Annotated in this window: 21 protein-coding genes; 6 read left to right on the top strand and 15 right to left on the bottom strand. The window is 63.7% G+C overall.

What is annotated here, in order from left to right; all coding sequences use genetic code 11:
* Positions 1 to 52 precede the first annotated feature (52 nt).
* Positions 53 to 433 (top strand): DUF2794 domain-containing protein, encoded by a 381-nt coding sequence (locus tag ACR2J1_RS00885; protein WP_434017450.1) that lies wholly within the window; start codon positions 53 to 55, stop codon positions 431 to 433.
* Positions 434 to 662: 229 nt separating this feature from the next.
* Here the strand turns inward: ACR2J1_RS00885 and ACR2J1_RS00890 are convergent, their stop codons facing one another.
* From ACR2J1_RS00890 to ACR2J1_RS00900, 3 genes are all read right to left on the bottom strand, one after another.
* On the bottom strand, positions 663 to 1,415 hold the full coding sequence (locus tag ACR2J1_RS00890; protein ID WP_434017451.1) for a Bax inhibitor-1/YccA family protein: 753 nt from the start codon (positions 1,413 to 1,415) through the stop codon (positions 663 to 665).
* A 114-nt stretch (positions 1,416 to 1,529) separates the two neighbouring features.
* Positions 1,530 to 4,100, bottom strand: coding sequence for an ABC transporter permease (locus ACR2J1_RS00895; protein ID WP_434017452.1), 2,571 nt, complete (start codon positions 4,098 to 4,100; stop codon positions 1,530 to 1,532).
* The gene (locus ACR2J1_RS00900) at positions 4,097 to 4,822 is read right to left on the bottom strand and encodes an ABC transporter ATP-binding protein (protein ID WP_434017483.1); all 726 of its coding nucleotides are present in this window, start codon (positions 4,820 to 4,822) and stop codon (positions 4,097 to 4,099) included. Before ACR2J1_RS00900 ends, ACR2J1_RS00895 begins: the two co-directional genes overlap by 4 nt.
* A gap of 83 nt (positions 4,823 to 4,905) precedes the next feature.
* Here ACR2J1_RS00900 and ACR2J1_RS00905 point away from each other — a divergent pair, with 83 nt between their 5' ends.
* Genes ACR2J1_RS00905 through ACR2J1_RS00920 form a run of 4 tightly spaced genes read left to right on the top strand, consistent with a single transcriptional unit; the run spans position 4,906 to position 7,831 of the window.
* Positions 4,906 to 5,544, top strand: coding sequence for an arylesterase (locus ACR2J1_RS00905; RefSeq protein WP_434017453.1), 639 nt, complete (start codon positions 4,906 to 4,908; stop codon positions 5,542 to 5,544).
* Positions 5,545 to 5,602: 58 nt separating this feature from the next.
* Entirely contained in the window at positions 5,603 to 6,220 is a 618-nt protein-coding gene (locus tag ACR2J1_RS00910; protein ID WP_434017454.1) for a CDP-alcohol phosphatidyltransferase family protein, read from the top strand.
* Positions 6,217 to 7,164: a phosphatidate cytidylyltransferase gene (locus ACR2J1_RS00915; RefSeq protein WP_434017455.1), complete on the top strand. Its 948-nt coding sequence runs from the start codon at positions 6,217 to 6,219 to the stop codon at positions 7,162 to 7,164. The genes ACR2J1_RS00910 and ACR2J1_RS00915 overlap by 4 nt, the downstream gene beginning before the upstream one ends.
* Positions 7,157 to 7,831: a lysophospholipid acyltransferase family protein gene (locus ACR2J1_RS00920; protein WP_434017456.1), complete on the top strand. Its 675-nt coding sequence runs from the start codon at positions 7,157 to 7,159 to the stop codon at positions 7,829 to 7,831. The genes ACR2J1_RS00915 and ACR2J1_RS00920 overlap by 8 nt, the downstream gene beginning before the upstream one ends.
* On the opposite strand, the gene ACR2J1_RS00925 is transcribed toward ACR2J1_RS00920, so the two are convergent.
* The 9 genes from ACR2J1_RS00925 to ACR2J1_RS00965 all read right to left on the bottom strand — a co-directional run bounded on the left by ACR2J1_RS00925 (position 7,828) and on the right by ACR2J1_RS00965 (position 12,209).
* Positions 7,828 to 8,316, bottom strand: coding sequence for a DUF1772 domain-containing protein (locus tag ACR2J1_RS00925; protein WP_434017457.1), 489 nt, complete (start codon positions 8,314 to 8,316; stop codon positions 7,828 to 7,830). The two genes, ACR2J1_RS00920 and ACR2J1_RS00925, sit on opposite strands and share 4 nt — an antisense overlap.
* A gap of 89 nt (positions 8,317 to 8,405) precedes the next feature.
* Positions 8,406 to 8,975: an SRPBCC family protein gene (locus tag ACR2J1_RS00930; RefSeq protein WP_434017458.1), complete on the bottom strand. Its 570-nt coding sequence runs from the start codon at positions 8,973 to 8,975 to the stop codon at positions 8,406 to 8,408.
* 17 nt (positions 8,976 to 8,992) lie between these two features.
* Positions 8,993 to 9,403 carry a VOC family protein gene (locus ACR2J1_RS00935; protein ID WP_434017459.1) on the bottom strand — a complete coding sequence of 137 codons (411 nt, stop codon included), beginning with the start codon at positions 9,401 to 9,403 and terminating at the stop codon, positions 8,993 to 8,995.
* Between the two features lie 12 nt (positions 9,404 to 9,415).
* On the bottom strand, positions 9,416 to 9,913 hold the full coding sequence (locus tag ACR2J1_RS00940; RefSeq protein ID WP_434017460.1) for an SRPBCC family protein: 498 nt from the start codon (positions 9,911 to 9,913) through the stop codon (positions 9,416 to 9,418).
* Between the two features lie 37 nt (positions 9,914 to 9,950).
* On the bottom strand, positions 9,951 to 10,307 hold the full coding sequence (locus ACR2J1_RS00945) for a DUF1428 domain-containing protein (protein ID WP_434017461.1): 357 nt from the start codon (positions 10,305 to 10,307) through the stop codon (positions 9,951 to 9,953).
* 23 nt (positions 10,308 to 10,330) lie between these two features.
* The gene (locus ACR2J1_RS00950) at positions 10,331 to 10,825 is read right to left on the bottom strand and encodes a VOC family protein (RefSeq protein WP_434017484.1); all 495 of its coding nucleotides are present in this window, start codon (positions 10,823 to 10,825) and stop codon (positions 10,331 to 10,333) included.
* Positions 10,826 to 10,846: 21 nt separating this feature from the next.
* The gene (locus tag ACR2J1_RS00955; protein ID WP_434017485.1) at positions 10,847 to 11,188 is read right to left on the bottom strand and encodes an SRPBCC family protein; all 342 of its coding nucleotides are present in this window, start codon (positions 11,186 to 11,188) and stop codon (positions 10,847 to 10,849) included.
* Complete coding sequence (locus tag ACR2J1_RS00960; protein WP_434017462.1) at positions 11,185 to 11,622, bottom strand: ArsR/SmtB family transcription factor; 438 nt, start codon at positions 11,620 to 11,622, stop codon at positions 11,185 to 11,187. The genes ACR2J1_RS00955 and ACR2J1_RS00960 overlap by 4 nt, the downstream gene beginning before the upstream one ends.
* A 47-nt stretch (positions 11,623 to 11,669) precedes the next feature.
* A complete protein-coding gene (locus ACR2J1_RS00965; RefSeq protein WP_434017463.1) occupies positions 11,670 to 12,209 on the bottom strand; it encodes a hypothetical protein in 540 nt (179 codons plus the stop codon).
* Between the two features lie 177 nt (positions 12,210 to 12,386).
* Between ACR2J1_RS00965 and ACR2J1_RS00970 the strand changes: the two genes are divergently transcribed.
* Positions 12,387 to 13,550 carry a glycoside hydrolase family 3 protein gene (locus ACR2J1_RS00970; RefSeq protein WP_434017464.1) on the top strand — a complete coding sequence of 388 codons (1,164 nt, stop codon included), beginning with the start codon at positions 12,387 to 12,389 and terminating at the stop codon, positions 13,548 to 13,550.
* A gap of 7 nt (positions 13,551 to 13,557) precedes the next feature.
* Here the strand turns inward: ACR2J1_RS00970 and cydB are convergent, their stop codons facing one another.
* From cydB to ACR2J1_RS00985, 3 genes are all read right to left on the bottom strand, one after another.
* Positions 13,558 to 14,571, bottom strand: coding sequence for a cytochrome d ubiquinol oxidase subunit II (gene cydB / locus ACR2J1_RS00975; protein ID WP_434017465.1), 1,014 nt, complete (start codon positions 14,569 to 14,571; stop codon positions 13,558 to 13,560).
* Complete coding sequence (locus ACR2J1_RS00980; protein ID WP_434017466.1) at positions 14,568 to 15,956, bottom strand: cytochrome ubiquinol oxidase subunit I; 1,389 nt, start codon at positions 15,954 to 15,956, stop codon at positions 14,568 to 14,570. Before ACR2J1_RS00980 ends, cydB begins: the two co-directional genes overlap by 4 nt.
* Before the next feature lie 158 nt (positions 15,957 to 16,114).
* Positions 16,115 to 17,551 (bottom strand): cryptochrome/photolyase family protein, encoded by a 1,437-nt coding sequence (locus ACR2J1_RS00985; protein ID WP_434017486.1) that lies wholly within the window; start codon positions 17,549 to 17,551, stop codon positions 16,115 to 16,117.
* Positions 17,552 to 17,634: the final 83 nt, after the last annotated feature.

Raw genomic sequence — 17,634 nt, forward strand, 5'->3', positions numbered from 1 at the left:
AATTTGGCTAAGGCTGAGGTCATCATAAGATTCGGTTTCACGGAGGCGCGCGTTGAGCGATACGGATCCGATAGTCGTGCCGCTGGTTCCCCGGACCGGCGGCCAACCCAAGACCGATCCTGCCACCCGACGCGGCCATATCGCCTTCGACCGTAAAGAGCTCTCCCAGATTCTGAATATCTATGGACGCAAGGTCGCAAGCGGCGAGTGGCGCGACTATGCGATCGACACCCTGAAAGAGAAGGCGGTGTTCTCGGTCTTCCGGCGCACGTCGGAATGCCCGCTTTACCGCATCGAGAAGGTGCCGAAGCTCTCGCGCCGGCAGGGCGCTTACAGCGTCGTGGCGGCGACCGGCCTGATCCTCAAGCGTGGCCACGATCTCGCGCGCGTGCTGCGTGTACTCGATAAGGGTCTGCGCCTCGTCGAGGCTTGATTTTCCGCAAAGTCGCGCTGCGTAACCTGCGCGCAGTTTCATTTGCCATCGTCGAAATTATATACCGCATCACCCCACCAGGCGCGCTATGCGCGCGGGCCCTCGCTGCCAGGGGGAGGGAGTCGCATAGCGCTGGCGCACTACGTCTGTTCAGGAGATGGGAGTGCGGCAAAGAAAAGGCCCCGTACGATCCCGGGGCCTTCCACGTTTATGCCTTGCGGCTTCGCGCCTAGCGGCGATCGCCGAAAAGCTGGAGCAGCATCATGAACATGTTGATGAAGTCCAGATAGAGCCTGAGAGCGCCCATCACGGCCTTGCGGCCGGCGGTCGTGCCGTCGTCGTTGACGGAATACATCTCCTTGATCTGCTGCGTGTCGTAGGCGGTCAGGCCGGCAAAGACCAGGACGCCAATCACAGACACTGCGAATTGCAGCGCCGTTGAGCCGATGAACAGGTTCACCAGCGAGGCGATGATGATGCCGATCAGGCCCATGAACAGGAACGAGCCCCAGCCGGACAGGTCCTTGCTTGTCGTGTAGCCCCAGAGGCTCAGCGCCCCGAACGACGCCGCGGTGATGAAGAAGACCCGCGCCATGCTCTCCCCCGTATAGACGAGGAAGATCGAGGAGATCGATGCGCCCATGAGAGCGGCAAAGCCCCAGAAGGCGATCTGCGCCGTACCAAGGTTCATGGAGTTAATGCGCGCGGAGATGAAGAACACCATCGCCAGCGGCGCGAGGATGACCACCCATTTAAAGGGGCTCGCATACATGAAGTTGCCGAAAGCGGTCAGCTGGAGACCGGCCTCGGTCTGCACGACGGCCATCGCATAGGTGAGATAGGCCACGACGCCGGTGATGGCGACGCCGGAGGCCATGTAGTTGTAAACGCGGAGCATATAGGCGCGAAGCCCCTGGTCGATAACACCGACCTCGGCGCGGCCCGCCGCCCCTTGCGCGTAACGTCGATCGAGTTCCGCCATGTGAGATTAGTCCTCTTCCCTAGCTGCGATCAGAAATCCGAATTGGCCACGAATATGGTGGTTTGACCCTAGCTGCGCAAGATTAAGCGCGCGTGGCAGTTCGATAGTTTTTTCCTATTCGGAACGGAGATACGGGGCGGCCTTCGCCGACAGCACCCGCCAGGTGGCAATGGCGCCGACGCCGAGCACGAGCGCCAGGGCCAGGAGCACCGTCTCCGTCGCCGCGAGCCCGGAGAACACGAATTTTACCTCAAAGGCCCAGCGGCATAGGGCCCAAGCGGTAAATGTGGCGAGGAGGACCGCGAGCACCGCCGTAGCCAGGCCGAGAAGGCCGAATTCCAGCAATTCGGCGCGAATGATGCGGCCGCGTGTGGCGCCCAACGTCTTGTAGAGCACGGCGAGATATTTGCGCCGCTGCTGGCCCGTCGCCACCGCGCCCGCCAAGACGGCGACGCCGATCATCAGCACGAAGCCGGCGGTCACGCTGATCGCCGTCATGAGCTTGCCAAGCAACACCTTTGCCGCGTCGACGATGTCGCTGACCTTGATGGCCGTGACGAGGGGAAAGCGGTCGGCAAGCGCCTGGACCAGTTTTCCTTCTTTGCTGGCGTCGGTGCCCTTCGGCAGCTCCAGCGTGGTCAGCACGCGATGCGGCGCTGCTTCCAGCGTGTTGGGCGAGAACACCATTACGAAATTGATGGCGAGCGACTCCCAGTCAATCTTGCGCAGGCTCGCCACCTTGGCATCGACATTGCGGCCGAGGATGTTGACGGTGACCCTGTCGCCGAGCTTGAGGCTGAGGGCCTTCGCGATCTCGCTGTCGAACGAGACCAGCGGCGTGCCTGAATAGTTTTTCGGCCACCACTCGCCTTCGACGATGGTCGAGGCGGAGGGCACCGTGTCGGTGTAGGTGAGGCCGCGGTCGCCCGACAAAACCCAGCGCTGCTCGGGCCCAAGCTCGATCTTGTCGGCGGGCACGCCTTTGATGGCGACGATGCGGCCGCGCAGCATGGGTGCGTCGTCGGTCTTGGCGTCAGGTTCGATCCGCTTGATGGTGTCGCGGAAGGCGGCGATGTCGGCGGCGTCCACATCGAGGAAGTAATAGGCCGGGGCATCGGCAACGATGGTGCCCTCGATCTCGGCGGTGAGAGAGCGCTGGATCAAGGCGACGGCGATGAGGAGGCCGAGGCCGAGGCCGAGCGAGGCCGTGACGGAGCGCGCCAGCGAGCCGGGACCGCCGATACTGGCGAGCGCGAGCGCCCAGGAGGGCGGTCGCGTGCGGCGGAAGCGGTTCGCGAGCCGTTGTAGGCCGTAACCGTAAGCGAGCAGCAGGAGAAATGCGACGACAATGCCGGCCGAGATCGAGGCGGTGATGGCGCGTTCCTCGGACGCCGCGATGGCAAGCGCGAAGAGCGCGACGCCCGCCGCGGCGGAGCCCGCGGCAAAGCCCCAGGACGACGGCTGCTGCTCGTCGCTGAGATGGGCTCGCATCAGGACCGCCGGCGAAATGCGGCTCGCGCGGCCAAGCGGCCAGAGCACGAACAGCACCATCGTCAGAAGTCCGGCAAGAGCCGCGGTGAGGAGCGGAACGAGATGCGGCTCGGTCGCAAGCGCGATGGGGAGTGCATCGGCGTAAAGGCTTGCGAACAGCGCCGGCGTGAGCGCGCCGATCAGGAGCCCAAGCCCGATGCCGATGCTCGCGAGCAACACGGCTTGGATCATATAGACCTTGAGCACCAGCGAACTCGTGGCGCCGAGGCATTTGAAGGTTGCGATGATGTCGCGCTTCTTGGCCATGTAGCTCTGGATCGCATTGCCGACGCCGATGCCGCCGAGAAGCAGCGCGGTGAGGCCGACAAAGCCGATGAACTGGGTGAAGCGCTTGGCGTCGCGGCGAAGCGAGGGGGCGGGATCGGTCCAGTCGTTGATGGCGAAGCCGCTTTGCGGGAACTTTGTCTGAATCTCGTTCCGCGCGGCGGTGAGCGCGTCCTTGTCTTGGCCGCGATTGCCGTCGAGCTTGAGGCGATAGGTCCAGCGAATGAGGCTGCCGGGCTGCACGAGTGCGGTGCGATCGAGGGTGTCGAGTGACATCAGGAGGCGCGGCCCATAAGCGAGCCGGTCGGCGAGGCGGTCGGGCTGCTGGCCGAGAATGCCGCCGATGGTGACGTCAGTTTCGCCAATGGTGATGCTGTCGCCCGTCTTGACGCCGAGACGGTCGAGCAGGGGCTGCTCGACGAGCACGGTGCCCGGCGTGCGCCAAAGCGTGCCGGCATTCGGCGGCGCGGTGACGATGACCTCGCCGAAAAGCGGGTAGGCGCCGTCGACGGCCTTGACTTCGACCAAAGCGGTCTTGCCGCCGACGCGGGCCATGGCGCGGAAGCTCGCCGATTCGCTGATGGCTCCAAACGCGTCGAGGCCCGCGCGCTCCTTTTCATTGGCGCGGCGATGCACGAGTTCGTAGGACAGATCGCCGCCGACAAGGAGGCGTCCCTGCTGCGCGAGCGCGGCGTCGAAGGAGGCCGCAAGCGAGCCGATCGCAGCCACGGCCGCGACGCCGAGCGCGATGCAGAGCACGAACACCGAGAGGCCGCCCACGCCGGAGCGCAGCTCGCGCATGGCGATGGTGACGGCGAGGGGGAGCCGCATGGCTCTGCGCGGCGCGGCGGTGACGACTGAAGCGGTCACGAGACGGGGGCGCGCCGCTTCGCCGAAGGCGTCACGATGCGGCCGTCGGCGACGTTGACGATGCGGTCGCAGCGCTTGGCCAGATTGCGGTCATGGGTGATGAGGAGAAGAGTCGCGGCGGTCCGCTCCTTGAGGGTGAAGAGGAGATCCATGACCTGCTCGCCGGTGGCAAGATCGAGATTGCCGGTGGGCTCGTCCGCCAGAATGAGGCTCGGGCTCGTGCTGAGCGCGCGCGCAATGGCCACGCGCTGCTGCTCGCCGCCTGAGAGCTGACCCGGGAAATGCGTCTCGCGATGGGCGAGCCCGACTTCAGCCAGAGCCTCGCGCGCCTTGTTGAAGGCGTCGGCATCGTCGAGGAACTCAAGGGGAAGCGCCACGTTTTCGATGGCCGTCATGGTGGGCACGAGGTGGAAGGATTGGAACACAATCCCAATATTCGCAGCGCGGAGCTTTGCGAGCGCGTCCTCATCGAGGGCGCCGAGATCGGCGCCGACCACCGTGATGCGGCCTCCGGTGGCGCGCTCGAGCCCCGCGATGACCATGAGAAGGGTGGATTTTCCCGATCCGCTCGGACCTACCACGGCGACGGCGTCGCCGGCCGGGATCTCGAGATCGATCCCGCGCAGGATCGTGACCGGCCCAGCCCGCGAGGGCAGGGTGACCTGCACACCTTCGAGAAGAATCGCGGGTGCGCGGCGTCGCTGTTTCAGGGTCTGATCCATGGTGGAGTGTACCGAACGGGGGAGAGATGGCATGTGAGAGCGCAATAGAGAAGGGCAAAGAGGTCGAAAAGATGAAACTTCATATGACAGCGTTGGTGCTCTTTGCCGCAGCATCGTTCGGAGCAGTGGGAATGCACAGTTCGCAGGCAGAACCGAAAGGCACCGTCATCGTCGCGCTCGGCGACAGCCTGACCGCCGGATATGGACTGGAACAGAGCCAGGCCTTTCCGGTGCAGCTCGAACGCGCCTTGGAAGAGAAGGGTTACGACGTGAGCGTCGTCAATGCCGGCGTATCGGGCGACACCGTCGCGGCTGGCCTCAAACGTCTTGATTGGGCGCTGCCGCCGGACGCCGATGCCGTCATCATCGAGCTCGGGGGCAACGACGCGCTTCAGGGTCTACCGCCGGAGCAGATCAAGGCATCGCTCGAGAAGATCATCACGCAGGTGCAGGCAAAGGGCTTGCCCATCCTGCTTGCGGGCATGGAAGCGCCGCGCAACATGGGCAAAACCTATACGGACGAGTTCCGCGCGGTGTTCGCCGATCTCGCTCAAGAATACGACCTCGTGTTCTATCCCTTCTTCCTGGAAGGCGCCGCGATGACCGACGGCATGATGCAGGGCGACGGTATTCACGCCAGCGACAAGGGCGTGGCGCGGATCGTGGAGGGCATCCTGCCGAAGGTCGAGGAGCTGCTGGCGCGGGTCAAAGCGAAGGGATGACTGGCCGGGCTTAAGCAAAAGCCTTACAAGGGGCGGCGTTCACCGGGGGTCGGCGCCTTTGGCCAGCATCTACGATCTGAAGCCGCGGTTTCAGGCTCTGCTCCGCCCGCTCGTGACAGGCCTTGCCCGAATCGGCATCACCGCGAACGCGGTCACGCTTGCCGCGCTCGTCCTCAGCATCGCGCACGGAGCCTGGCTCGCGTTGCTGCCGGGTGCCCCCTGGCCGCTTCTGCTCCTTCCCGTGACGCTCCTTCTGCGCATGGCCCTCAACGCCATAGACGGCATGCTGGCGCGCGAGTACGGCATGGCGAGCGTGCGCGGCGCGATGTTGAACGAACTCAGCGACGTGGTCGCGGATGCCGCGCTCTACCTCCCTTTCGCCTTCATTCCGGGCGTCAACGGCCCGCTCGTGGTGCTGGTCGTCGTGTTTGCGATCATCGGCGAGATGGCGGGCGCGCTCGGACCGACGCTTGGCTCCGCGCGCCGCTATGACGGGCCGTTCGGCAAGAGCGACCGTGCCTTCGCCTTCGGGCTGCTCGCGGCGCTCCTGGGAGCGGGGCTCGCACCCGGCCTCTGGACCACGATCTTTCTCGCTGTCCTGCTCGGCCTCGCTTTGCTTACGACCCTAAACCGGGCCCGCGCCATCATTCGCGGCGTCGGCGTCGCGAAGCCGTGAGCGAAATCTTCGGCCTGCCGCAGAATGTCGTCTACGCGACGGCCGGCATCTATGCCGTTCTCATCATCGCGACCCTCATCGTCGCGATGCTACGCCGGCGCAATCCGGGCGAGCGCTACGCCGAGCTTTCCGCGCGCACGAATTCCTGGTGGTGGATGATCGGCGCCTTCACGCTCGCGGTGCTGCTGAACCAGACCGTCGCAATCGTGTTCCTCGCCTTCATCTCCTATCTCGCGCTGAAGGAATATCTGTCGCCGATCCCGACGCGGCGGATCGACCGCGCCGTGCTGCTGTTCGCCTATCTCGCGATACCGATCCAGTTCTATTGGGCGGCGATCGACTGGTACGGCATGTTCATCGTCTTCATCCCGGTCTGGATGTATCTGTTCTTCCCGGCGCTGATGGCGCTCCGCGGCGAAACGGAAGGTTTCCTGCGCGCAGTCGGCACGCTCTCCTGGGGCCTGATGATGACGGTGTTCACGCTGAGCCACATGGCGATGCTGCTCGTCTCGGGCGATGTCGAGAACAAGGTGGCGGCGGGCGTCGGCCTCCTGCTTTTCCTCGTCGTCCTCACGCAGTTCAACGACGTGGCGCAATACACATGGGGCAAGCTTTTCGGCCGCCATAAGGTCACGCCGAAGGTCAGCCCGAAAAAGACGTGGGAGGGGCTGGTCGGGGGCATCGCCACAACGACCGTCGTTGCGGCTTTAATCGGGCCCTATCTCACGCCGATGGATTGGCAGTGGTCGGCGCTCGCGGGCTTCATCATCGGCGTCGCGGGATTTTTGGGCGACATTGCCATCTCGGCGATGAAGCGCGATCTCGGCGTGAAGGACACCGGCGGGCTGATTCCCGGACATGGGGGCATCCTCGATCGCGTCGACAGCCTCACTTGCGCGGCCCCCGCCTTCGTGCATTTCATCCGGTATTTCTTCTATGCGTGACGGCTCACTCCAAGAGGCGTCCCTCCTCACGCGCGTTTTGCGCACTCTCTTCTTCGCCATCGTCGTGCGCGCGGTGATCCTGATCGCGCTCGGGTTGACGGTTCGGCATCGCGAGCGCCTGCCGAAGAAGGGGCCGGCAATTCTCGCCGCGAATCACAACTCGCATCTCGATACGCTCGCTTTGATGTCGCTGTTTTCGCTTCGCTTGCTGCCGCGGTTACGGCCGGTCGCGGCGGCCGATTATTTCTTCAAGACCAAGGGGCTCGGCTGGTTCGCGACCAACATTATCGGCATCATTCCGGTGGAGCGCGGCGGGACGGCGAAAGGCGGCAATCCGCTCGCTCCTTGCGAGGACGCGCTCGACCGCGGCGACATTCTCATCATCTTTCCGGAAGGATCGCGCGGCGAGCCCGAGGCGTTCCAGGCCTTCAAGAAAGGCATCGGCCATCTCGCCAAGGCGTGGCCCAAGGTGCCGGTCATTCCGGTCTTCATGCATGGGCTCGGCAAGGCATTGCCGAAAGGAACGGCGCTGCTCGTGCCCTTCAACTGTACGGTGAGCGCCGGCGAACCGCTTTACGGCAAGGAATCCCATGACGGCTTTGTCGCGGAGCTGGAGGCGGCGATGACCGCGCTCGCGGCGGAAGAGAAGCTGCCGCTCTGGGCCTAGCTCATTCTCACCAGTGCGACGATGAAGCAGGCGGTGGCGGCGAGTCCCATCACCATGCGCACATTGTTCCAGGTCATCCACTCGGAGAGGAACTCTTTCCAGAAGGCCGCGCCTTCGGGACTGTCGGTCCGGACTTGAGACAGCGAATTGTTGAGGGGCAGGTTGCGCATCAAACTCACGCCGATGGGACCGTTGAGGTAGAGCAGGGCGCCGAGCAGGAGCCATTTCGCCTTCGGCTGGTGCCATGCAAATGGCGCGGCAAGACCGAGCACCGAAGCGAGCACGGCCGTGCCGAAAAACACCGCCAGGAAGGCCGGGGCTTTGATCGCGGCGATGATGGACTGCATCGCGGTGATGCCGGTTTTCGGCGGCGTATCGCGCAGGGCCTTCAGCAGGAACGCCGAGAAGGCGAAGTAGGTTCCGGCAATCAGTCCCGACCCCAGCGCGGCGAGAAGCGTTATGGCAAAAAGTAAGTGGTCGAACATGAAAACTCCCCCTCGGCCTCAATGCGCCGCGATTTTTTCAGAACTGAACTGGCGGCGCCACAGGCTTATAGCGGGGTAGGGTGTGCCGCTCACTGAGCCTGCTCGCCGGATGGGGGGTTGGTCGATTCCGCCAGCGTCTTCAGATTGGCGAGGCCGGTCTCGAAATCGGCGCCCACCATCTCATCCATGTCGAAGAAGACCCGCATGAGCTTGGAGACGAACGGTGCCGGCCCCTGCATGGCCCAGGTTATCTCGGTCGCGTCGCCTTGCGGCTCGAGCGTGAACACGACGACATTATTGGTGGGGAAGGGCCTCTCGAAATCGAGCGTCATGTCGATCTGCTTCGGGGCCACGGAGTCGACGATCGCAAGCCGCCCCTTGCCGACAGTCTCGTTGCCGTCCCATTCATAGACCGCGCCCTTGCCATTCGGCGCGCCGGAGATGGTGCGCTTCATCGTGGGGTCCTTCTTTTCGTAAGGCGACCAAGCGGTGAAATTGTTGAAGTCGTTCAGGAGGAAGAAGATCTTCTCCGGCGGCGCCGCGATGCGCGTGCTGCGCTCGACGCGGAACGTATCGGACTTCAACGCCGCGAGCCCAATGATGACACCGGCGAGCACGACCAGGCCGGCAACGACGGTGAGCGCGATTCTCCTGAACATGGGTGGCTAGATACGCCTCAGGCCATCTTCTCGCAATTGATCATCCAGGGTGTGCCGAAGCGGTCGGTGAGCATGCCGAAACGCTTGGCCCAGAAGGTCTCCTGAAGCGGCATTGTCGCCGTGCCGCCCTCCAGCAGCGCGGCGTAGACACGCTCGGCCTCGGCCTCGTCCGCAATGTTCAAGGCCACCTCCATACCCTGCATCTTCTCGAAGCGCTCCTTCGGTGCGTCCGACGCCATCAGCACGTTGTCGCCGAAGATCAAGCGCGCATGCAGGATTTTGTCGGCATAGTCGGGCGGAGCCTGTTCGTCGCCCGGCATATCCTTGTGGGTCATCATCGCGACGATCTTGCCGCCGAGGACGCTTGCGTAGAAATTGAACGCCTCCTCGCAATTGCCGTCGAATGTCAGATAGGGATTCATCTTCATGCGTATGTCTCCTTACGCGCGGGCGAGGTAGTCGCCGAGTTGAGCGAATGTGCCGGCCCAGCCGCCCTGCATGGACTTGCGTCCGTCCTCGAAGGTCTGGCGCTGCTTCTCCGTGGGATCGATCGGCGTCCAGTGTACGGTGACGGTGGTCTTGCCGTCCTTCTCTTCGAACGTCACCTCGGTCAGCGTCTGCAACGGCCAATCCGGCGCCATCGGATGCGTCGTGACGTTTCCTTCCGGATCGGAGAAGGAACTGACGAAAAGGAGCCGGCGCGGCGGCTCGATCTCCCGGTAGACGAACTTGCCCCACATCTCCTGGCCTTGCGGGGAGGTAAGCAGGTAGTGGCAGATGCCGCCGGGCCTCGGCTCGAATTTGTGCAACTCGGCCTTGAAGCCCTTCGGGCCCCACCATTGCGCAAAGCGGTCCGGCTCGGTCCACGCCATCCACATGACATCGCGCGGAACAGCGTAGCTGCGCGAGGTGACGAACTCGGTCACGGACTTTTGCATGACGTTTCCCTCTCGAAGTGTTGAAGGGCGAAGCGGCCTAGAGATCAACGATGCTTTTGAAGCCGCCATAGATCATGCGCTTGGCGTCGAAGGGCATCGCCTTCATGTCCATCATGTTGGCGAGGCGCTTGTCGTTCATGACCTTGGCGTTGATCCGGTCGCGATCCTTGCGCGACTTGTAGGTGATCCAGGAGAACATGACCGTCTCGTTGGGCTTGAGTTTGACGCTTCGCGGGAAGGAGGTGAGCTTGCCCTTCTTCACGTCGTCGGCGACGCATTCGTGAAATTCCAGCGCGCCGTACTCGCGCCATATCTTGCCCGCCTTGCGCGCCATGCGGCGGTAGGCATCGACGTTCTTCTTCGGCACGGCGACAATAAATCCATCGACATACATGGCGAGGCTCCTTTGCGGTGGGATCAGATTCCGGCGTAGACGCGTTCCAGCTCGGCGATGTCGAACTTCTTCATCTGCAGGAAGGATTTCATGACGCGATCGGCCTTGTCGGCGTCGCCGCCGGTCAGCATGTCGAGGAGGCGGGTGGGGGTGACCTGCCAAGACAGGCCGAATCTGTCCTTGAGCCAGCCGCAGGGGCCTTCCTCTCCGCCAGCGCTGAGTGCCTGCCAGAAATAGTCGACCTCCTTCTGGTCGGCGCAATAGATCTGGAAGGAGACCGCCTCGTCGAAGGTGAAGATCGGACCGCCGTTCAGCGCGACGAAAGGCTGGCCGTCGAGCTCGAAGGCGACGGTCATCACCGAGCCCGGCTCGCGGCCGTGAATCTCGAAGCCTTCGTTGCCGTAGCGGCTGACGAGGTTGATCTTCGAATTCGCGAAGACGGAGACGTAGAAATTCGCCGCCTGCTCGGCCTGATTGTCGAACCAAAGACAAGGCGCGATCCTGTGCTTCAGCGCGATGTCATGGGGATTCCTTCGTTGCTAACTGAGATAACGCTCGATCTTGTCGAGGCAGCCGGTCCAGCCAAATTCGTGGCGATCGCGCGTCTCCTCGTCGAAGAACTGCTCGTGAATGAGAGTGAGCATGCTGCCGTCGCCGTCGGGCTTGACGAGAATAGTCACCAGCGACTCGCGCTCCGGCGTCGAGCGCCACGCCCAGGTGAAGACGAGCTTCTCGTTCTCCACGACCTCGCGGTAGACGCCGCTGACGTGGTGCTCTTCGCCATCCTCGGTGCGAAAGATGACGGTATAGCGACCGCCGACGCGCATATCGGTCTCGGCATGATCGACGGGGCCCGAGTCGGGGCCGAACCATTTCGTTATTTTTTCGGGGTCGGTCCACGCGGCGTAGACTTTTTCGGGCGCCGCATTGAGACGACGTTTGAGGGTGAGGCTTGGCTTGACGGCGAAGGCGGGGCGTCCTGACATGTTTTCTTCTCCACAAACGCGGCGAGGCGATCGAGCTGCTCCGCCCAGAAACGCTGGTAACGATTGAGCCAGTCCATCGCCTGCTCCATGGGTTCCGCAGTGAGATGGCAGGTGACGGTGCGGCCTTGCTTTTGCCGCGTGATGAGGCCCGCGTCGGAGAGCACGTCGAGATGCTTCATCACGGCGGGGAGCGATACCGGGAAGGGCCGGGCGAGGTCGCTGATGGAGGTGCTGCCGCGTGTCTCGAGCTGCGCGAGCAGCGCGCGGCGGGTGGGGTCCGCAAGCGCCGCGAAGGTGCGATCCAGGACCTGATCTTGATACTTAACCATTGAGTTAAGTATCTCCGCTTGGGCGGTTCAAGTCAAGCGCAGTCGACCTACTGACCCCACGAGACGTTGGTGCAGCGGATATCCTTGCTCTTTGTCGGGGTGATTTGCCCCGTTTCGACCGAGATTTCCCAGGCGCGGCGCACGTCGGTCCACCATTCCCGGCTCTCGTCGCCTTTCGCCTCGCCCATGAAGCGCAGTATCTCGTCGGGCGCCTGCACGCAGGAGATGGTGAACTGCACGTCCTTCGGCGGCGGCGGCACGATCAGCGCGTCGGCCACTTCGTAGGACGCCGGCGCGGCGCGGCTTGCCTTCGACAGCTCGCGGCTCGTGAGGACGAGAAAGGTGCCGTCCTCGCGCTGATATTGGCGCACATAGATCGGGGGGGCGACCAGACCGCCGCCCAAATCTGTCCAGCCGTCGATATCGAGCTCGTCCTCGTAAACCTTGCCGCGGAAGCTTTTGGCGAGGGTGACGTCGGCGGACTCCTCCGCGCTCGGCTGCTTCGGTTCCGCCGAGGCGGCGACCGGGCTAAGCGCTAAGGCGGCGACGGCCGCAAACAGGAAGAGGCAACGGCGCGCGCGGACCATGGGCATCCCCCTTGGATTTCCTTTGGCGACTCTGTGGGTCGCGGGGTCGAAGTCTATCCATAATCGTGACGAAATGAGGTGCCCGGCGCGCCGCCCAGACGAAAAAAGGAGGGCTTGCGCGGTCATTCGGCTTCGGCTTCAAGGGTCCGCACCAACTTTCACCGAGCAATACCCATTATGAAAGTCGTGATTGCTGCGGGTGTGCTTGCACTCGGCGTTCTGGCCTTGCAGCCGCGGCCGGCCGCGGATGGAGAGAGTGCGCAGGAGCCGTCCACGGGTGCGGCAGACGCGCAGCTCGATCGCATGATCGGGCAGATGATCATGGTCGGGTTTCCCGGCGACGACGAGCAAGATCCCGGCGTCATTGCCGTGCACGATCAGCTCGCCAAGGGCGTCGTCGGCGGCGTGGTGCTTTACCCCGAGAATATAGGCCAAAAGGGGAAGCTCAAAGCACTGACGGCCCATCTCCGCAGCGCGACGTCGAACCCCGTCCCGTTCATCGCCGTCGACCAGGAAGGCGGTCTGGTGCAGCGCTTGGCGCGGCGCGACGGCTATACCGACATTCCGTCCGCGGCGAGTATCGCCGCTAATCCGAGCTACAGCGCGATGGACAGCGTCGGGCGTCTTTATGGGACGATGGCGGCGGAACTCGCCGATGCCGGCTTCAATCTCAATTTCGGTCCCGTGGTGGATCTCAATCTCAACCCCGAAAATCCCGTCATCGGCGCCCGCGGGCGGAGCTTCGGTAGCGATCCGAAACGCGTGACCGATTACGCGCGCGCGTTCATTGCGGCGCATCGGCGGGCCAATATCGTCACCGCCGCCAAGCACTTCCCCGGCCACGGCTCGAGCCAGACCGACAGCCATGAAAGTTTCTCCGACATCTCGAAGACGTGGCGGGACAGGGAGCTTGAGCCCTATCGCGTGCTGGCGCAGGAAGGTCTGCTCGACATGGTCATGGTCGGACACCTCTATCACCCGCGCTTCAGCGACGGCAGCCAGCTTCCGGCGTCGTTATCAGGCCGCGCCGTGCGCTCGCTGCGAGACCCGCATTGGCTCGCCTTCAAGGGCGTCGTGATGAGCGACGATTTGGAGATGGGCGCGGTGGAGGACTACCCGATCGAGGAGCGCGTCATCAAGGCGATCAATGCGGGCACGGACCTCATCATGTTCTCCAATGTGATGTCGGAGAATCCCGAGCTCGGCCCGGAGCTTCACGCCGTCATCGCCGATGCGGTCCGGAACGGACTGATCTCACGCACGCGCATCGAGCAGGCCTACGGCAAGATCATGCTGCTAAAACGCAAGCTGGTGCAGAAGGATCTCGGCGGCAAGTCGTGAGCAGCGCCTAGTGATAGGCATCGTGCTCCGATGCATCCCAGAACACGTAATAGGAATAGGCGGTGTAGCCGAGAATGATCGGAAGCAGCGGGATCGCGCCGTAGAGCATAAAGAGCTGCGAGTCGGGCGCGGCGGCCGCCTGCCAGATCGTGATGTCAGGCGGGATGATGTAGGGAAACAGGCTCACGGCGAGGCCCGTGTAGCACATCATGAAGATGCCGATGCCAAGCAGGAACGGCGTGTGACGGTGGCGGTCGCGAAGCGCGAACCAGAGCGCGCCGAGCAGGGCGGCTGTGATCAACGGCACCGGGCTCAGCATCACCATATTTGCCGGCGTGAACCAGCGGGCGGCGATCTCGGGATGCAGGAACGGCGTCCAGAGACTGAAAATCAGAATGAATGACGCCACAGCGATCAGCGCCACCTTCGCGACGCGATAGGCCCATTCGCGGAGCTCTTCCGGCGCTTTCATGATGAGCCAGCCTGCCGACAGCAGCACGTAGCCCGTCAGCAGCGCCACGGCGGTCAGGGCGGAGAAGGGCGTCAGCCAGTCGAACGTACCTCCAGTAAACCGGCCGTCGGTGACCGCGAAACCCTGGATGAAGGCGCCGAGCGCGACACCCTGCATGAGGGCTGCCAAGGTCGAGCCGCCGGCGAAGGCGAGATCCCAGAGATAGCGGTAACGCTCCGCCTTGAAGCGGAACTCGAAGGCGACCCCGCGCAGGATCAGCCCCATCAGCATGAGAATGATGGGGAGATAGAGTCCGGGCAGCATCACGCCATAGGCCATGGGGAAGGCTGCGAGCAGGCCGCCGCCGCCGAGCACGAGCCAGGTCTCGTTGCCGTCCCAGAAGGGCGCGACCGACGCCATCATGGCGTCGCGATCCTCATGGCTTGGCGCGAGCGGAAAGAGCACGCCGAGGCCGAGATCGTAGCCGCCGAGAAGGACGTAGAGAAATACCGAGAGCGCCAGGATCGACGCCCAGACCAGCGGGAGGATGACAGGAAGGAATTCGGTCATGGGTTGCCTGCTGCCTCCATGGGCCGGCGCGACGGGTCGCCTTCGCCTTCCTCCGGCACGGCCGGCGGCGTTGCATCGGGGCCCCGGCGTACCAGCTGCGCAATGTAATAGAGGCCGGCGCCGAACACGATGCCGTAAACGATCACGAAGAGAATGAGGGAAGTGAGGACGCTGCCGCCGGATACTGGCGACACGGCGTCCGCGGTGCGCAGCACGCCGTAGACGGTCCAAGGCTGACGTCCCACTTCGGTCGTGAACCAGCCCGCGAGCACGGCGAGGAAACCGAGCGGCGAGACCCAGGTCAGCCCGCGGAGAAACCAACGGCTCGTATAAAGACGGCCGGTCAGCCAGAGGATCGAACCCACAATGCCGACCGCGATCATCGTTAGTCCGATACCCACCATGATGCGGAAGGCGAAGAAGGGGATGATGGGGTGTGGCCGATCTTCAGGCGGAAAAGATTTCAGGCCCCTGATCTCGGCGTCCCAGTCATGAGCGAGAACGTAGCTGCCGAGCTTCGGTATCGCGATCTCGTAGAGATTGCTCTCGGTCTCGGGATTGGGAATCGCGAACAGGATAAGGGGCGCGCCGCGGCGCGTCTCCCAATGGGCCTCGATCGCCGCGACCTTGGCTGGCTGATGTTCGAGCGTGTTCAGCCCATGCAAATCGCCGATCACGAGCTGAAGCGGCGCGAGCCAGATCAGCATGCTGAGCCCCATGCCGAGCATGATGCGGCCATGCGCCACGCTGCGCTCGCGCAAGACATACCAGGCGCCGATGCCGGCCACGATGAAGGCCGTGGTGAGATAGGCGGCGGCGGCCATGTGGGCGAAGCGATAGGGGAAGGAGGGGTTGAAGATGACCTCCCACCAGCTGGTGACATGAAGAATGCCGTCCTCGGCGACGCGGAAGCCGGCCGGGGTCTGCATCCAGCTATTCGCCGACAGAATCCAAAAGGCTGAAATCACCGTGCCGAGCGCCACCATGCAGGTAGCGAAGAAATGCACGAAGCGCGGCACGCGGTTCCAGCCGAACAGCATGATGCCGAGGAAACCCGCTTCGAGAAAGAAGGCGGTCAGCACCTCGTAGGCCATCAAGGGGCCGATAACATTGCCGCCGCGCCGCGACAGCTCGCTCCAATTGGTTCCGAACTCGTAAGACAGCACCACGCCGGAGACGACGCCCATGCCGAAGGAGACCGCAAAAATCTTCGACCAGTGCTTCGCGATCTCGAGATAGATCGGCCTGCCGGTCTTCATCCACAGCGCCTCGAGCACGACGAGCCACGCGGCGAGGCCGATGGTGAAAGACGGGAACAGAATATGGAACGAAATGGTGAAAGCGAACTGGATGCGCGACAGCATAAGGGGATCGAGATCAAGCATCGTTCGCGTCCACCTTTGCGGCAGCCTGAGCGGCTTCTTCGCGGCGACTCACGGCTTGGGGTGAGAGTAACGACGGGACGGCAACAATGCAAAGACGCGGCAAGGCCGCAGCGGGCCCTCCTGTCCTCTCGGCCGGACGGCGTGCCGTGTCACCGGCGTTAAGTGTGTTTGATCGTCTCGAAGGCGGCGAGCGCCCGCTTCCGCGCCCTGCCGTGCTCGATCAAGGGCATGGGATAGGTTTCGCCGAGCGTGATGCCGGCTTCTGCGAGCGCGAGGCCCGGCGCATCCCAGGGAGCGTGAATGTCGGACGTGGAGAGCTTCGCGAGCTCCGGCACAAACCGGCGAACGTAATCGCCGCTCGGATCGAATTTCTGCCCCTGGAGCACAGGATTGAAGATGCGGAAATAGGGTGCCGCGTCGGCGCCGGACCCCGCCACCCATTGCCAGTTGGCCTGGTTGCTGGCGAGGTCGGCATCCACCAGCGTATCGAGGAACCAGTCGGCGCCGCGCTGCCAGGGCACGAGCAAATGCTTCACGAGAAAGGAGGCGACGACCATGCGCGCACGGTTCGGCATGAAGCCCGTGTGCCACAGCTCGCGCATGGCGGCATCGACGATCGGATATCCCGCTTGCCCTTTCTGCCAGGCGCGTAGAGGCGCTTCATCGTCGCGCCACGGGAAGTTCTCGAACTCGGGACGCAGCGGCTGCGTGAGGATCTTCGGAAAATTAAAGAGTAAGTGATGGCAGAACTCGCGCCAGCCGATTTCGCGCAGGAAAGATTCGGCGCCGCGCTGAGTCTTTCCGTTCGCCTCCGCTGCAGAGGTTACGGCGCGCCAGATCTGGTTGGGGCTCAGCTCGCCGAAATGCAGGGAGGGCGACATGAGCGAGGTCGCCCGCACATCGAGGCTGCTGCGATCATCAGCGTAGTTGGCGAGATGGCGGTCGAGAAACTGCGCGAGGCGATGTTGCGCCGCCGCCTCGCCGGGCTTCCATGTGGCGCGCAGGCCGTCCGCCCAGTCGGGCCGCGTGGGACGAAGGTGCCACGCGTCGAGGCTGTCGCTTCTGGCCTCTGCGAATAGCAACTTCTTCGGCCGGGGGAGTGGCGCGCGAGGAGGCGGCGGAGTGCGGCAAGCCTTCCAGAATGGCGTGAAGACGCGGAAGGGCGCGCCGTCGGCGGTGTTGATGTCTTCAGGCTCAAAGAGAAGCTGGCCGCTGAATTGGCGGAAGACCGCGCCCTTGTCCTTGCAGATCTCCGCAATGGTTTTTGCGAGCGACGCGTCCCAGGGTTCATAAGCTCGTGCAACATGGATGGCGCGCGCGCCAGTCTCGTCGAGAAGAGCGGCGAGCACATCCGGGCTGGCACCTCTCCTTAAGCACAGCGCGCCCCCATGCTGCGTAAGGTCTGCATTCAGCGCGGAAAGGCTGCCGTGCAGCCACCAGCGCGACGCGCCGCCGGCGCGAAAGCGTCCAGGCGTTTCGTCATCGAGAATATAAAGCGGCAGGATCGGCGCGCCGTGTGCAGCTTCGGTCAGCGCCACGTTGTCGGCAAGCCGGAGATCGCGGCGGAACCAGACGATGATCGGCGCTTGCGAGATCGTGCGGTCCTTCGCGGTTCAGGTGAACACGATGCGGGCGCACGATCTGTCCGACACGACGCCAAACGCAAATGAGGCGAGGC

The organism is Methyloceanibacter sp., assembly GCF_050999895.1.
Taxonomy (GTDB): domain Bacteria; phylum Pseudomonadota; class Alphaproteobacteria; order Rhizobiales; family Methyloligellaceae; genus Methyloceanibacter.